The organism is Fodinicola feengrottensis, assembly GCF_010993775.1.
Taxonomy (GTDB): Bacteria; Actinomycetota; Actinomycetes; order Mycobacteriales; family HKI-0501; genus Fodinicola; species Fodinicola feengrottensis.
Genome location: NZ_WOTO01000058.1, coordinates 15,697 through 29,800 on the forward strand (window position 1 = coordinate 15,697; position 14,104 = coordinate 29,800).

16 protein-coding genes and 4 pseudogenes are annotated in these 14,104 nt (G+C 68.3%); 13 read left to right on the forward strand and 7 right to left on the reverse strand.

All coding sequences use genetic code 11. The annotated features are described in order from the left end of the window. Positions 1–2 precede the first annotated feature (2 nt). From GNX96_RS38285 to GNX96_RS58445, 5 genes and pseudogenes are all read left to right on the forward strand, one after another. A complete protein-coding gene (locus GNX96_RS38285) occupies positions 3–494 on the forward strand; it encodes a hypothetical protein (RefSeq protein WP_163572621.1) in 492 nt (163 codons plus the stop codon). 72 nt (positions 495–566) lie between these two features. After that, entirely contained in the window at positions 567–1,304 is a 738-nt protein-coding gene (gene rph / locus GNX96_RS38290) for a ribonuclease PH (RefSeq protein WP_163572622.1), read from the forward strand. Beyond that, positions 1,301–1,924 carry an RdgB/HAM1 family non-canonical purine NTP pyrophosphatase gene (rdgB, locus tag GNX96_RS38295; RefSeq protein WP_163572623.1) on the forward strand — a complete coding sequence of 208 codons (624 nt, stop codon included), beginning with the start codon at positions 1,301–1,303 and terminating at the stop codon, positions 1,922–1,924. Before rph ends, rdgB begins: the two co-directional genes overlap by 4 nt. Positions 1,925–2,098: 174 nt before the next feature. Further along, positions 2,099–2,251: pseudogene (locus GNX96_RS65930) on the forward strand (hypothetical protein); the annotation flags it as partial. A gap of 106 nt (positions 2,252–2,357) precedes the next feature. Continuing rightward, complete coding sequence (locus tag GNX96_RS58445; RefSeq protein ID WP_279582571.1) at positions 2,358–2,642, forward strand: hypothetical protein; 285 nt, start codon at positions 2,358–2,360, stop codon at positions 2,640–2,642. Between the two features lie 42 nt (positions 2,643–2,684). On the opposite strand, the gene GNX96_RS58450 is transcribed toward GNX96_RS58445, so the two are convergent. The 4 genes and pseudogenes from GNX96_RS58450 to hisN form a co-directional block, all read right to left on the reverse strand. Beyond that, positions 2,685–3,131: a hemerythrin domain-containing protein gene (locus GNX96_RS58450; protein ID WP_313885885.1), complete on the reverse strand. Its 447-nt coding sequence runs from the start codon at positions 3,129–3,131 to the stop codon at positions 2,685–2,687. Then, a pseudogene (locus tag GNX96_RS58455) lies at positions 3,111–3,512 on the reverse strand (nitroreductase family deazaflavin-dependent oxidoreductase); the annotation flags it as partial. The pseudogene GNX96_RS58455 and the gene GNX96_RS58450, both read right to left, overlap by 21 nt. A 274-nt stretch (positions 3,513–3,786) precedes the next feature. Beyond that, positions 3,787–4,755, reverse strand: a complete 969-nt coding sequence (locus tag GNX96_RS38310) for a hypothetical protein (RefSeq protein WP_279582572.1) — start codon at positions 4,753–4,755, stop codon at positions 3,787–3,789. Between the two features lie 70 nt (positions 4,756–4,825). Continuing rightward, complete coding sequence (hisN, locus tag GNX96_RS38315; protein ID WP_163572625.1) at positions 4,826–5,647, reverse strand: histidinol-phosphatase; 822 nt, start codon at positions 5,645–5,647, stop codon at positions 4,826–4,828. 125 nt (positions 5,648–5,772) lie between these two features. On the opposite strand from hisN, the gene GNX96_RS38320 reads away from it, so the two are divergent. Then, the gene (locus GNX96_RS38320; RefSeq protein WP_279582573.1) at positions 5,773–6,879 is read left to right on the forward strand and encodes an alpha/beta hydrolase; all 1,107 of its coding nucleotides are present in this window, start codon (positions 5,773–5,775) and stop codon (positions 6,877–6,879) included. A 10-nt stretch (positions 6,880–6,889) separates the two neighbouring features. Here GNX96_RS38320 and GNX96_RS38325 read toward each other — a convergent pair whose 3' ends face one another. Then, on the reverse strand, positions 6,890–7,291 hold the full coding sequence (locus tag GNX96_RS38325) for a hypothetical protein (RefSeq protein WP_163572627.1): 402 nt from the start codon (positions 7,289–7,291) through the stop codon (positions 6,890–6,892). Positions 7,292–7,328: 37 nt separating this feature from the next. On the opposite strand from GNX96_RS38325, the gene GNX96_RS38330 reads away from it, so the two are divergent. From GNX96_RS38330 to GNX96_RS67445, 3 genes are all read left to right on the forward strand, one after another. Further along, on the forward strand, positions 7,329–8,039 hold the full coding sequence (locus GNX96_RS38330) for an alpha/beta hydrolase (protein ID WP_163572628.1): 711 nt from the start codon (positions 7,329–7,331) through the stop codon (positions 8,037–8,039). 65 nt (positions 8,040–8,104) lie between these two features. Further along, the gene (locus GNX96_RS38335) at positions 8,105–8,611 is read left to right on the forward strand and encodes an NUDIX hydrolase (protein WP_163572629.1); all 507 of its coding nucleotides are present in this window, start codon (positions 8,105–8,107) and stop codon (positions 8,609–8,611) included. After that, positions 8,611–9,258, forward strand: coding sequence for a hypothetical protein (locus tag GNX96_RS67445; protein WP_279582574.1), 648 nt, complete (start codon positions 8,611–8,613; stop codon positions 9,256–9,258). Before GNX96_RS38335 ends, GNX96_RS67445 begins: the two co-directional genes overlap by 1 nt. Positions 9,259–9,666: 408 nt before the next feature. On the opposite strand, the pseudogene rsgA reads toward GNX96_RS67445, so the two are convergent. Both rsgA and aroA read right to left on the reverse strand, forming a co-directional pair. Further along, positions 9,667–10,668: pseudogene (gene rsgA, locus GNX96_RS38345) on the reverse strand (ribosome small subunit-dependent GTPase A). Between the two features lie 13 nt (positions 10,669–10,681). Next, positions 10,682–11,977, reverse strand: coding sequence for a 3-phosphoshikimate 1-carboxyvinyltransferase (aroA, locus tag GNX96_RS38350; RefSeq protein ID WP_163572630.1), 1,296 nt, complete (start codon positions 11,975–11,977; stop codon positions 10,682–10,684). Positions 11,978–12,070: 93 nt separating this feature from the next. Here aroA and GNX96_RS58460 point away from each other — a divergent pair, with 93 nt between their 5' ends. The 4 genes and pseudogenes from GNX96_RS58460 (at position 12,071) to rsrA (ending at position 14,052) form a co-directional block, all read left to right on the forward strand. Then, positions 12,071–12,340, forward strand: coding sequence for an SOS response-associated peptidase family protein (locus tag GNX96_RS58460; protein ID WP_279582575.1), 270 nt, complete (start codon positions 12,071–12,073; stop codon positions 12,338–12,340). After that, positions 12,280–12,798, forward strand: a complete 519-nt coding sequence (locus GNX96_RS38355; RefSeq protein WP_279582576.1) for an SOS response-associated peptidase — start codon at positions 12,280–12,282, stop codon at positions 12,796–12,798. Before GNX96_RS58460 ends, GNX96_RS38355 begins: the two co-directional genes overlap by 61 nt. A 282-nt stretch (positions 12,799–13,080) precedes the next feature. Then, a pseudogene (locus tag GNX96_RS38360) lies at positions 13,081–13,690 on the forward strand (sigma-70 family RNA polymerase sigma factor). Between the two features lie 131 nt (positions 13,691–13,821). Then, the gene (gene rsrA, locus GNX96_RS58465; protein WP_390624251.1) at positions 13,822–14,052 is read left to right on the forward strand and encodes a mycothiol system anti-sigma-R factor; all 231 of its coding nucleotides are present in this window, start codon (positions 13,822–13,824) and stop codon (positions 14,050–14,052) included. Positions 14,053–14,104: the final 52 nt, after the last annotated feature.

Below are 14,104 nucleotides of genomic sequence, written 5' to 3' on the forward strand. Positions count from 1 at the left end.
CGGTGCCGGTGGCTGGCCGGCCGGCGATCGGGCAAACCTCGTGGGGTCGGCTCGTCTTCGTCGCCCGTGACCCAGCCGGCCGGCTCTCGCACGGCTGGCAGACAAACGTGGGTGCCGGCCCGTGGCAGTGGACGACCCTGATGCCGGTCACCGACACGGACGACGACGGCACCCACGTCACCGCCACCGTCGTCGGCGACCCAGCCATCTCGCTGGACGCCTGCGCCCTGCTCACGTACTTCGTTCGTACGTCCGACGGCCGCGTCCTGCACGGTTGGCAGAACGCTCCCGACAGCGGCCCATGGCACGCCACCCTGATCCGCGACGCCTCGCACACGTACGCGCAGGTCACCGGCCCGGTCGCGGTCTCCCAGGACGATATCGGCAGGCTGGTTTTCACCGCCCCGGCCGGCGACGGCAGCGCCACCGTCGGCTGGCAGGACCAACCCGGCACCGGCCCCTGGCACCTCACCCGTACCGGCACCGGCCTCTGAGGGTGACGGCGGGAATGGGACGGCGGCGGGCCGGACAAGGGGGAAGATTGGCATCATCTAGGCTCCCGTGACATGACGCCCGCCGCTGGTCGTCCGGATGGACGGCGCGCCGATCAACTCCGCCCGGTGACTTTCACCAGAAACTGGCTCGACCACGCCGAGGGGTCGGTGCTCGTCGAGTACGGGCGTACCCGGGTGCTGTGTGCGGCCAGCGTGACCGAAGGCGTGCCACGCTGGCGCAAGGGCAGCGGCCTCGGCTGGGTGACGGCCGAATACGCGATGCTGCCACGCGCCACCCACACCCGCGGCGACCGGGAGAGCGTGAAGGGCCGCGTCGGCGGTCGTACGCACGAGATCAGCCGGCTGATCGGGCGCAGCCTGCGGGCCGCGATTGACCTGAAGGCGCTCGGCGAGAACACCATCCAGCTCGACTGTGACGTGCTGCAGGCCGACGGCGGCACTCGTACGGCCGCCATCAGCGGTGCGTATGTGGCACTCGCCGACGCTGTTGACTGGCTGGCCAAGCGTGGCGCGCTGGCCAAGGACCCGGCCGCCACGCTGCCCCATTCAGTGGCCGCGGTCAGCGTCGGCGTCATCGCCGGCGTGCCGATGCTCGACCTCTGCTACGAAGAGGACGTCGATGCCGAGGTCGACATGAACGTCATCTGTACGGGCACCGGCGACTTCGTCGAGGTCCAGGGCACCGCCGAGCACGGCGTCTTCGATCGGGCCCGGCTGGACGCGCTGCTGGACCTCGCGGTCGCCGGCACCGCGGAGCTGGCCCGGATGCAGCGTGAGGCCCGCGGGTGAGCCAGCTGCTGGTCGCGACCCGCAATCTCAAGAAGCTCGACGAGCTGCACCGGATCCTGGTGACCATCGACCTCGGTGACGTGCAGCTGTTGTCGCTGGCGGACGTGCCGGCGTACCAGGAGGTCCCCGAGACGGGCCAGACCTTCGAGGACAACGCGCTGCTCAAGGCCCGTGAAGGGGCCCGGCACACCGGCTTGCTGACGGTCGCCGACGACTCCGGGATCGCGGTCGACGCGCTGAACGGGATGCCCGGTGTGCTGTCCGCGCGGTGGTCCGGCGGCCACGGCGACGACGCGGCCAACCTCGCGTTGCTGCTGGCCCAGATCAACGACGTGCCGGCGCTGCGGCGCGGCGCCGCCTTCGTCTGCGCTGCGGCGTTGGTCACACCAGATGGGGTTGAGGACGTCGTGGTAGGCAGGGTGGACGGTACGCTGACCACCGAACCAAGAGGTGACAACGGTTTCGGGTACGACCCCATTTTCGTTCCGACCGGGCACAGCCGGACCACCGCCGAGATGCCAGCGGCGGAGAAGGACCAGCTGAGCCATCGGGGACGCGCGCTTCGCGCGCTCGCCGGCCCGCTGACAAAGGCGTTAGCGACTTCGACGGGAGCACACTGACTGATGAGCAACAAGGTAGTTGGCGACACCGAGCTGCAGTCGGACGTCCTTGAGGACCTCCGCGCCGCGGTGAACTACCGGCGCTGGCTCTGCTCGTTGGGGATGCCGTATTTCGGCGACAACCTGCTGGAGATCGGCTCCGGGATGGGCTACTACGCCTCCGACTGGGCCGACATGGGCGTCAAGCTCACCGCCAGCGAAGCCGACCCAGCCCGCCTCGCGGGGTTGTACGAGCGGTTCGAGAACGACCCGCGGGTGAGCGTGCGCGAGCTGGCCGTGCCGATCGACGAGACCGCCGACTACTCGGCCGTCGTCGCGTACAACGTGTTGGAGCACATCCCCGACCAGATCGACGCGCTGAAGGCCTTCTCCGGCCTGCTGCGGCCGCCGGCGGCGCGTGGTGGTGCTGGTGGTGCCGGCGTTCGAGTTCGCGATGAGCAAGTTCGACCTGGAGATCGGCCACCAGCGTCGCTACACCAAGGCCAGCATGGCGGAGGCGCTCACGTCCGCCGGCCTGGAGATCGAGCGCTGCCAGTACATCAACGCGCTGGGCCTGTTCGCCTGGTACGGCGCGGTGAAACTGCTCAACCGGCGCCCGCAGGAAAGCCCGATGCTGACCTTGTACGACAAGGTCTACATCCCGGTCGAGCGGCGCATCGAGTCCAAGATCCGGCCGCCGTTCGGCCAGTCGGTCTTCGCGGTGGCCCGAGCCCGCTGAGTTCCGGCACTGGACGCCCGCGCGAGCGTCCAGTGCCGACTTTTAGCCGAGCAGCGGCATCAGCTGCTCTTCTTCGTACGTCAGGTGGCGTTCCAGCTCGTCGATCAGCCGGTCCACCTCGGCCAGTACCGCCGGCCGGTCCGTACGGTCCGAGGCAATGGCGGCGAGGCAATGGCGCTCTCGCAGTTCGTCGACCAGGGCCGCGACCTTCTCGTGCTCGACCCGCAGCCGGTCGATCGCCGGTTCCACCTCGGGGAAGCGCCGTACCAACTGCGGGAAAATCCCCGCCTCCTCGCCGGCGTGGTGCAGGTGCAGGCCCTGGCAGACGGTCAGGCAGTTCACTCGCAGCTGTGCGCCGATGGTCGGGCCGGAGTCGGCGATCTCCTGGCGTACCAACGAAAGTTCCCGGCGGAAGGCGTCGTGGATGCCCTTCAGGGTGGTGTTCGGCGGGCCGGCGCTGACCGGCTTCAGCGCGATCACCGGGATCACCCTGCTCGTCTTGGCCTGGTAGTCGGCCCAGCCCGGATTGGCCTGCGCCGCCCGGGTGAAGATCTGGTCCCGCTCGGCGCCTTCCAGCACCGTGGCCGCCGCCTGGTACGTGAAAACGCCGTTCTCGACGGTCGTCGCGGGGGGGTGCGCGACCAGGTTGTGGAACCAGGCCGGGTGGCGCGGCGCACCACCGGCGGAGCCGATGACCAGGATCCGCTCGCCGCCGTCCGGGAGGTAGACCAGCGGGGTCGTACGCTTGGCGCCGGACCGCGCCCCGGTGGTGGTCAGCAGGAGCAACCGGGCTCCTTCGAAATAGCCGCCGACTTTTCCTTCATTGGCGCGGAACTCGTCGATGATCTGCTGGTTGAAATCGATGGGAATTCACTACTTTCTTCTCAGGGTTGGCAAAAAAGGAGCATGACAAAGAACTGCCATGGGGCAGCAAGAAAATGTCGCGGGCCAGGAGCCGGACGGATGTCGCCGACGAAAAATGGGGGTACGGTCGTCAGACCCTTAAAAAAGGGGAGAACCAAAGGGAAAGGCGGGCCTCTGGCCCGCCGGGCGCTCACGCCGCGACCGGGAACCTCACTCGCTTGTGGCCCATGGCCGACCCGGTAGTCACGGCGACGACATTAACCGACGAAATGCGCCAACGCTAGAGCACCCGCCGTTTTTTGTACGCACGGCCGCGACGCGCTTCTGCCGGCGCGGCGGCGCGACCCAGCGGCCGTTCTTGATCTGCGCGGCTTTCTTTCGAGGTCGCAGCTGCAGCGGATAGTCGCCCGGCGCGCCGCCGTGTTGTTCGCTGGAGAAGCGGGTCATCAGCAGCACCGCGGCGAGGCTCACGACGAAGCCCAGGACCGCGCAGCCAGGTCCGGCCCGGCGCGATCTTGTCGCCCAACAGCACCACGCCGAAAAACGCCGCCGGCACGGCGGTGGCCGCTTCCATCGACGCGACCGCGGCGGTCGTACTGCCGCGCTGCATCGCCGCGGCCAACAGCACCTGGCCGATGATCGAGTTGACGATCACGATGTAGAGCAGCGGATCGGAGACGAAGGCGAGTACCGAGTCGTGTCCGGCCAGCGGCCGGGACGCGATCGCGGCGGCGCTGAACCCCAGCCCGGCGAGGCTGCCCAGCGCCACCGCGCCCTCGGACCCGCGTTGCCGGGACGCCAACCGGCCCATCAGGGCGATCCCGATGGCCGTACCGGCCAGCAACACCACCTCGAACAGGTTCAGCGGCTCGGACGGGGACTGTTCGGCGGACAGGATCAGCGCCAGCAGTCCGAAGGCCAGCATGCCCAGCAGCACCAGCTCGATGGTGGGCAGCCGCCACTTGAGGATCAGTACGCCGAGCAGCGTGGTCAGCCCCAGCCCCCCCGCGGCCGCCGACTGGACCAGGAACAGCGGCAGGTCCGCACGCGCGAAGAACGCACACACGAAGCCCAGAAACTGCGCCAGGATGCCGGCGACGTACGTCCGATGGGTGGCCAGCCGGAACAGCGTCCTTACGCCGAACCGGGTCGTCCCGCGCTCGCTGGTCGCGGCGATCGCCTGCAGGAAATTGGCGAACCCGTAGAACACTACGGACAGCGCCAGAAACACCCACCCCACAGACACCACCAGAGACTACTTACGGTGCGGCAACCTCGCTCGGGGCGCCCCTGTACCGCACCCCAGGTTCACGACATTTTCACGCTGGTGGGGCAGACCTCGCCTGACTGGGCGTCAGCTGGGCCAACACCTCGGTGTGCAGGTGGCCGTTGGTGGCCACCGCGCTGCCGCCATGCGGCCCGGGCTGCCCGGACAGGTCGGTGAACCGGCCACCGGCCTCGGTGATGATCGGGACCAGCGCGGCCAGGTCCCAGAGCGACACCTCCGGCTCGATGGCCACGTCCAGGGCGCCCTCGGCCAGCAGGACGTACGAGTAGAAGTCGCCGTACGCACGCGTACGCCACACCTCGCGGGTGAGGCCCATGAAGGCGTCGCCGCGGTCGGCGTCGTACCAGTCACTGATGCTCGAGTAGGACAGCGAGGCGTCGGAGAGGTTGGTCACCGCCGAGGTCTTTATGGCGGTCGCCGAGGAGCGCTGCCGGCCGGTGTACGCGCCGCCGCCGCGAGCGGCCCACCAGCGCTGTCGCATCGCCGGCGCGGACACCAGCCCGACCACCGGCTCGTTGCCGTCCAGCAGCGCGATCAGGGTGGCCCACACCGGCACCCCGCGGACGTAGTTGGCGGTCCCGTCGATCGGGTCGACCACCCAGCGCCGCTGGCCGTTGCCGGCCGGGCCGCTGCGCTCGCCGAACTCCTCGCCGAGCAGGCCATCGCGCGGGCGAGTACGAGCGAGAGTCGACTCGATCGCCTTCTCGACGGCGGTGTCGGCGTCGCTGACCGGCGTCATGTCCGGCTTGCTGTCCACCCGCAGATCCAGTGCCTTGAACCGGCCCAACGAGATGGAGTCAGCGGTGTCGGCCAGCACGTGAGCCAACGCCAGATCGTCGGTGTAAGTCGCCATGAGCGCACCGTACAGGTTAGATAAGGACGATCTTGATGGAACCTAAGAGGTCGGTTAAGCGTCTCAGAACACAGGTATGCCTGAAAAGAGTCATGGAGACCGGGGGTTAACCCACCGTGGGGTTGTTGTCGCGCTCATTGCTGGCCGTACTGGCGTTGCTTTTCGTCGGCTTTACCGCCGTGACAGTGATCACGTGGGACCGGTGGCGATTCAAGATGCCCAGACGCATTATCGGCCTGCTGCTCTCCCAGGTGCTGCTGGTTGCGTTCGCGGCCGCGTGGATCAATCGGCAGGAGTATTTCTTTACTTCCTGGTCGGATCTGTTGGGCCTTTCGAGTACGTCCGGACCGCCTGGCGGGACGGTTGCCTCGCGCGGCAAACCGGTGCCGAAACCGCCCAACAGTCAGTTGAGCGCACCGGCCACCTTCAGTGCGAAAATCGCCAAACTCGGTGGTGCCGGCGGCCACAGCGTGGTGGAAGACACGTATGTCAGCGGTTCAAAGAGCGGCATTACGCTGCCCATGACGACATACGTGCCGGCGGCCTATTTCGACAAAGCCAATGCCAACAAAAGATTCCCGGTGGTGCAGCTGTTCTCCGGATATCCGGGTTCGTTGCAGACCTGGACGGTCGGCATGCAGTTGCAGTCGACATTGGACACTTTGATCAACCAACACAAGATGCAGCCGGTGATCGCGGAGGTGGCGTTGCAGTATCCGTCGCCGCCGCGGGACAGCGAATGCGTGAACGCGGCCGGCGGCGACCAGGTCGACACCTTCCTCACCCAGGACGTGCCGGACTACCTGAAGGCCGCGCTGCGTACGGCCACGGACCGGACCGGCTGGGCCACCATGGGCGTTTCGACCGGCGGGTTCTGTGCGGCCAACCTGGCGTTGCGACACCCGACCGAATACGCGTCGGTGGTGAGCATCGGAGGTTACTTCGACGCGCTCATCGACGACACCACCGGTGACCTGTATGGCGGGTCGACAGAGCTGCGGGAGGCGAACAGCCCGACGCACACAGTGCAGCTGCACAACCGGCCGCCGATGAGTTTCTACCTCTTCGCCATCGAGGACGATCCGAGTTCCTATCCGTCTACCAAGAATTTCATCGCCGCGGTCAAGCCGCCGGACGGCCTGGCCGTCGTGCTGCAGCCGACCGGGGACATAACGATGGCGTCTGGCGGTCCGCGTCAATCCGTGCCTGGCAGTGGCTGGGAAGTCAGTTGAAAACCTGAGGTTAAAAACAATGGAGCCCAACGACATAACCTTTGTCGGCCTGCTTGCGGTGCTGACGGTTGGAATAACGGTTTTCGCCTTTCTCACCTGGAAGTGGAAGCGCTGGCAGCTGGGTCGCCGGCTGACGGTGGTTTTCACCGCGCAGGTGCTTTTTCTGCTCGTCCTGGCCGGATATGTCAACGCCGACCAGGGTTTCTACACGACCTGGAATGACCTTCTCGGGATCCCGCCGGCCCACGAGGAAGCGCGCGAGGTGTTCAACCGACCGGTGCAGAGCGGGCCGAACGGCAAGGCACCGAACCCGATCCAGCGGGAGGTCACCGGCCTTGGGTCGCGACTCTTCACGTCTTTGGTCGATCGCAACGACGCCACCAAAAGCCAGGTCATCCAGGTGACGTTGCACGGCAAGCGGACCGGCTACAACTTCCAGGCATGGGTCTATGTGCGGGCTCGGCTCGTACGCCAACAAGAGCGAGCAGAAACGCAAGTTCCCGGTGGTCGAGTTGCTGGCTGGCTATCCGGGCACCCCGTACACCTGGCCGGTCTCGTTGGACGTGAAGAAATACCTCGACGAGGAGATCAGGACCGGCCGCGCGCCGGCGATGATCGCGGTGATGCCGCAACAGAATCCGGCGCCGCCCAAGGACAGCGAATGTGTCAACGCGGTCGGTGGCGCGCAGGCCGCCACCTATCTCGCGGAGGATGTGCCGGACGCGCTGGCGGCACAGTTTCGGGTGCGTACGGACCGCCGCGGTTGGGGTGTGGCCGGCGTGTCGACCGGCGGGTTCTGTGCGGCGAACCTGGCGTTGAACTATCCGCAGCGGTTCTCCGCGGCCGCCAGCCTCTCCGGGTATTTCACCGCTGTCACCGACAACACCACCGGTGATCTCTACAAAGGCAACGCGCAGGCCCGGCTGGACAACAGTCCACAGTGGACGATCTTGCATCGCAAGCACCTGCCGCTGGACTTTTATGTCTTTTCCACAGTGGACAGTGTGGAGGACCAGACGGCGGCCGCGACCTTCGCCAAGGCGGTGGCCCGGCCGGACGGCGTGACGCTGGAGATGTCGCCCAGCGGCGGCCATGTGGACGCGGCCTGGGTGGTGGTTGAGCCCAAGATGTGGGACTGGTTCGCCCGTACCCTCGCGTAGCCGCGCTTGCGGTCGGATAGGGTCGGGGACCGTGCGATGGCAGGTGCGGAACGAGCGGACGGTTTATGCCGGCGGCTGGCTGGCTGGATGTGGCGATCGCCGACATCCGGCTGCCGGACGGTCGGCAGATCGACCACCACGTCGTGGTCTATCCGTATCCGGCGGTTGGAGTGCTGGTCGTACGCCCGAAGGACGGCGCTGTCCTGCTGCTGTGGCGGCACCGGTTCACCACCGACTCGCAGGGGTGGGAGATCCCGGCCGGTCGGATGGAGGAGGGCGAGACGCCCGCGCAGGCCGGCGCCCGGGAGACCCTGGAGGAGACCGGCTGGCGGCCCGGCCCGTTGCGCGAGCTGATCGCGTACCACCCCTTGAACGGCACCGCCCGGCAGACTTTCCATGTGCTGCGCGCCGATGGCGCCGACTACGTCGGTGAGCCGGTCGACGCGTACGAGTCGGACCGGGTCGAGTGGGTGCCGGCCGCCGATCTCGCCGGGCACGTCCGCGCCGGCCGGGTCACCAACGGCCTGGCGCTGACCGCCCTGCTCCACCACCTCGCCTTCCCGGAGTCGTGATGGCCTTCTTCCTTTTCCCCGAGCCGGAATCCGACCGTCCGGTGCTCACCCCGGTCGCGGTTGTCCGGCTGCTCGCCGAACCGGCCCGGCTGCGCGCGCTGGCCGCGGTCGCGCTCGGTGCAGCCCGCATCGCCGACGTCGCCGAGGCCGCCGACCTGAGCGCCAAAGACGCCGCCAAAGCCGTCGGCCAACTGGTCGCGGGCGGCTTACTGTCCACTGTGGACGGTGACTTGACGGTCGCCGCACTGCGCCAACTTGCCCAGGACGCCACCGAACCAGCCGAAACCGAAGACTTCGGCGCCACCGACCCAGCCGTCGCCGGCGCCCTGCGTACCTTCATCACCAACGGTCGCCTCACCACCATGCCGGCCGCCCCCGCGCCAAGCGCCTCGCCGTCCTGGAACACATCGCGCTGGCCTTCGAACCGGGTGTGCGCTATCCCGAACGCGAAGTCAACGCGATCCTGCGCGCGTGGTACCCCGACTACGCGGCCCTGCGCCGCTACCTCGTCGACGAGTCTCTGCTGGCCCGCGAAGCCGGCCAGTACTGGCGCATCGGCGGCCACCACCCGGTCTGACGTTCAGCGCGTAGATCCACCCGGCGCGTCCCGCCGGCAACACGCCGGGTGCGGCGCGAAATTGTCGTAGGTGTCTGTTTTTCTTTCCCCCTCCCTTTGAACGGGCGGGGGGTGGGTCGAGAGGTGGACCTTGATTTAGTTGGACATTGGTCCTCGAACCCACCCCCCACCCGTCACTGGGTGGGGGCAAATCTGCCGGAGGGGTACGACAGTTTCGCGCCGCACCCTGGTCTGGGTTCACCTTGCTCGCCGAGCGGCGCCTTTTCGGTGCCACTCGGTGCCACTCGGTGCCGCCGAGCAGGCAGCCGCGGGTCTAGGGCGTGTCTCCTAACCCCAGGCGGCGAGGGCCGAGCCCAAGCGTCGGCTGCCGGCACCGGGCGATCACCCCCATACAACAACGGTATGAAGGTGACCGCCCGGCACCGGCAGCCGACGCTTGGATCTCGACCCTCATCCACCTGGAATTAGGAGACACGCCCTAGTCGGAGCGCGACTCCAGCAAGCGTCGGTACGAGGCGAGGCGGCGGGGTTGGGCGTGGCCGGCGGCGACGTACGCGTCGAGGGCGCAGCCGTCGGCGGCGGACAGGACAGGTGGGGCGCAGCTGGGCGGGCAGTCGTCTGCGCGCCGGGGACGAGGTCGGTGAAGGAGGAGGCGAGCAGGCTGCTGGGCGATACGTGCGCGAGGCCGAAGGAGCGGATGCCGGGGGTGTCGATGACCCAGCCGCCGCCGGGCAGCGCCAGGGCGACCGCCGAGGTGGACGTGTGCCGGCCCTTGCCGATGCCGCTGACCACGCCGATGGCTCGGTTCGTCCCTGGCACCAAGGCGTTGACCAGGGTCGACTTGCCGACGCCGGAGTGCCCGATCAGCACGCTCATCCGGTTCGCCAGCCGGGCTGCCAGCGGATCGGGTGGCTCGTCGCGGCGGCAGGTGACCACCGGCAGCTCGAGATCGGCGTACGTCTCGATGATCTCCTCGGGCGTCGCGAGGTCGGCCTTGGTGAGGCAGAGCAGTGGTTCGATGCCGGAGTCGTACGCGGCAACCAGGCAACGGTTGATGAAGCCGGTCCGCGGCGGCGGGTCAGCCAGCGCGGTGACGATCACCAACTGGTCGGCGTTGGCGACCACCACCCGCTCGTACGGGTCGTCGTCGTCGGCCGTACGACGCAGCACCGACGACCGCTCCTGGATGCGTACGATCCGGGCCAGCGCGTCGGGGCCGCCGGAGACGTCGCCGACCACAGCCACCTGGTCGCCGACCACCACCGACTTGCGGCCAAGCTCGCGGGCCCGCATCGCGGTGACGGTCACGTCGTCCACCCGCAACGTGTAGCGGCCCCGGTCGACCCCGATGACCAGCCCGGACGCGGCGCGGCGTCGGGTGGGCGGGGCGGGTGCGCGTACGCGGGCGGGAGGAGCGGCCTGGGCGGGTCCGGACGTCGTCCTCGTCCATGTCCCGTGCCCCGCGGCTATGACTGGTCATGACGCCGGCCCGGTCAGCTGCCGCCGCCGAGCATCGCTGTCCACAGCCCGGTGAATTCGGGAAGCGTCTTGGAAGTGGTGGCGACGTTCTCGATGAGGACGCCTTCCACGGCCAGGCCCAGCACCGCGGCGGCGGTCGCCATCCGGTGATCGGCGTACGTACTGAAAACCCCGCCATGCAGCGGCTTCGGGTTGATGACGAGCCCGTCGGCGGTTTCTTTCACGTCGCCGCCCAGAGCGTTGATCTCGGTACGCAACGCGGCCAGCCGGTCGGTTTCGTGGCCGCGGATGTGGGCGACCCCACGCAGGGTCGACGGCCCGTCGGCGAGCGCCGCGAGTGCGGCGATGGCCGGCGTCAGCTCGCTGACGTCCCGCAGGTCGGCGTCGATGCCACGGAGTCGTCCGCCGGTTACCGCGAGGCCGTTCGCGTTCAGCGTCACCGTCGCACCCATCGCTGTCAGCAGCGCCGGCAGCTCAGCGCCCGGCTGCGTTGACTCCAGCGGCCAGGCCGGCACTCGTACGGTCCCGCCGGTCACCAGCGCGGCGGCCAGGAACGGCGCGGCGTTGGAGAGGTCCGGCTCGATGCCGATGCTGCCGGCGGTCAGCGGGCCGGGTGCGACCTCCCAGGTGTTCGGCTGGCTGTCGTCGACCTGCGCACCGGCCGCGCGCAGCATTTGTACGGTCATCGCGAGGTGCGGCGCCGACGGCAGGATCTCGCCGGTGTGCCGCAGCACGAGGCCGTTGGCGAAGCGCGGCGCGGCGAGCAGCAGCGCGGACAGGAACTGGCTTGAGTCGCTGGCGTCTATAGAGACCTCACGGCCGGTGACCGCTCCCCGCCCGGTGACGGTCAGCGGCAGGGCGCCCAGGCACCCGTCGTCGACCTCGATGCCGAGCTGGCGCAGTCCGTCGATCAGCATGCCCATCGGCCGCTTTTCGACACCCTTGTCGCCGAAGAACCTGGTTGGTCCGGTGCCCAGTGCCGCGACCGGCGGCAGGAAGCGCATCACCGTGCCGGCGAGCCCGACATCGATCCGCCCACCGCCGGTGACGGCACCGCCGGTCACCCGCCAGGCCTGCGCGTCGGAGTCGTCGATCTCGACGCCGAGCGTACGAAGCCCGCCGACCATCAAGGCCGAGTCGCGGGCCCGCATCGGGCCGCTGACGACCGCTGGCCGCTCCGACAGGGCGGCCAGTAGCAGCGCGCGGTTGGTCGCGGACTTGGAGCCCGGCAGCCGCACGTCCGCGTCGACCGGTCCGCTCGCAGTCGGGGCTGGCCAGGGATCAGTGATCACGCTCGTCGTCACGGCCATCAGTCTGCCAGTCTCCGCGCCAGGCCGCGCTCACCGCTTCGGCTGTCCCACGCGCCTAAGGTGGGACTGGACGGGCGCTGAAGGGGAGAAGAGATGTGCGGCAGGTACGCGACGACGACGCGGTCGGCGGACGAGCTGAGCACCTTGTTCGACGCGGCACTGGCCGAGATGGCGCGCGAGCGGTTCGGGGTCTCGTACAATGTGGCGCCTACCGACGGCGTGCCGATCGTGCGGGTTTCCCATCGCGACAAGGAAAATCCGCGGCGGGTGCTGGACGTGGTCCGGTGGGGACTGGTGCCTGGGTGGGCCAAGGATCTGAAGACCGGCGCCAAGTTCATCAACGCGCGCGCGCTGACTCACTGACGTCCAAGCCAGCCTTTCGTACGGCGTATGCCCGCCGCCGGGCGCTGGTGCCGGCGGACGGTTGGTACGAGTGGAAGCCGCGCGACCACCAGACTGGCAAGCAGGCTTATTACATGACTCCCGCGGACGGGTCGGTGCTCGCCTTCGCGGGCCTGTGGGAGGTCTGGGGGAGCGGCGACGATCGGGTGCTCAGCTGCAGCGTGGTGACCACCGACGCGCTCGGCGAACTCGCCGGTGTGCACGACCGGATGCCGTTGATCCTCACGCCCGACCGTTGGTCCGACTGGCTGGCCAGCGCAGCGGCCGATCCGGAGCTGCTCACACCACCGCCGGCCAAGTTCCTTGAGGCCATCGAGATTCGGCCGGTGTCGGCCGCGGTCGGCAACGTCCGCAACAACTTTCCGGAGCTGCGCGACGAGACGCCTGAGGAGCCGGAGCAGCTCACCCTGGGCATGTGACCAGGGACGCGGGAAGATCAGTGCCAGCCGATGCGTTCTAGTGGCTGTGCGGGTCGATAAGGGCCCTGTACGGACGGCACTAGGAGGACGTACGCGCATGATGGCAGCCCCAGAGCTCGTGACGGTCGAGACAGTCCCGGCGGCGGTGGATTCCGACCTGCTCCGGCGTACCGTCCGGTGGCCGGTGGATGGCCCCCGCCGGGCGCGGCGACCGGTCCGGGCAGAGCGCGGCGCGGCAGCGTATCCTCGGCGGGACATGCTGTTCGACAGCCCGGAGATGCATTGGTAAGCGAAGAAACCGCGACGGAGCGCAATGCCCGCTTCGAGCGGGACGCCCTGCCGTTCCTGGACCAGCTCTACGCGGCCGCGATGCGGATGACCCGTAACCCGGCCGACGCGGAGGACCTGGTTCAGGAGGCGTACGTGAAAGCCTTCGCGGCCTTCCACCAGTTCCAGGAGGGTACGAACCTCAAGGCCTGGCTCTACCGGATCCTGACGAACACGTTCATCAACTCGTACCGCAAGCGCCAGCGGCGGCCCCCAGCAGTCCCCGACCGAGCAGATCGAGGACTGGCAGCTGGCGGCCGCGGAGGCGCACAGTTCCAGCGGCCTGCGCTCGGCCGAGACCGAGGCGCTGGACCACCTGCCGGACTCCGATGTGAAGGAAGCGCTGCAGGCGCTGCCCGAGGAGTTCCGGCTCGCGGTCTACCTGGCCGATGTCGAAGGGTTCTCGTACAAGGAGATCGCCGACATCATGGACACCCCGATCGGGACCGTGATGTCGCGGCTGCACCGCGGCCGGCGAAACCTGCGGCGGATGCTTGAGCAATATGCGGTCGACCGTGGCATCCAGGGCGCCCCTGACCCGGTCACGTCAGGGGAGGCGTCGTGATGTCCAGCGAAGATCCGGACAAACGCGTCGCGGCGGAGAGTTTGGCCCGCAAGATCGACAGTTTTTCTGCGGCGAGGACAGCTCGTTTAACGGGATAAAGCCCGAGTGCCGTTCGGTGCTGGAGGACGTTTATCTCTACCGACGACGCGGAAACCGACGACGTGTCGCGGGCCAAGATCCGCCAGCACATCGACGACTGTTCGCCGTGCCTGCGCGAGTTCGGCATCGAGCAGGAGGTGAAGGCGTTGGTGTCCCGCTGCTGCGGTGGCGACCGGGCGCCGGAAAGCCTGCGGATCCGGCTCAAGCTCAAACTCCGCGAGGTCGTCATCGAGGCCGAAGTACGCGAATACCGCGCCGAATAACGAAAACCCGTGCTGATCCGAAGGGACCAACACGGGTTTTCCGTTTTCTGGG

Excerpts from the sequence above, each read along its gene's own strand:
- rph (WP_163572622.1), top strand. The coding sequence starts at position 567 with ATGACGCCCGCCGCTGGTCGTCCGGATGGACGGCGCGCCGATCAACTC.
- GNX96_RS58445 (WP_279582571.1), top strand. The coding sequence starts at position 2,358 with ATGAGCAAGTTCGACCTGGAGATCGGCCACCAGCGTCGCTACACCAAG.
- hisN (WP_163572625.1), bottom strand. The coding sequence starts at position 5,647 with ATGGCGACTTACACCGACGATCTGGCGTTGGCTCACGTGCTGGCCGAC.
- GNX96_RS38330 (WP_163572628.1), top strand. The coding sequence starts at position 7,329 with ATGTGCGGGCTCGGCTCGTACGCCAACAAGAGCGAGCAGAAACGCAAG.
- GNX96_RS38335 (WP_163572629.1), top strand. The coding sequence starts at position 8,105 with ATGCCGGCGGCTGGCTGGCTGGATGTGGCGATCGCCGACATCCGGCTG.
- GNX96_RS67445 (WP_279582574.1), top strand. The coding sequence starts at position 8,611 with ATGGCCTTCTTCCTTTTCCCCGAGCCGGAATCCGACCGTCCGGTGCTC.
- aroA (WP_163572630.1), bottom strand. The coding sequence starts at position 11,977 with ATGGCCGTGACGACGAGCGTGATCACTGATCCCTGGCCAGCCCCGACT.
- GNX96_RS58460 (WP_279582575.1), top strand. The coding sequence starts at position 12,071 with ATGTGCGGCAGGTACGCGACGACGACGCGGTCGGCGGACGAGCTGAGC.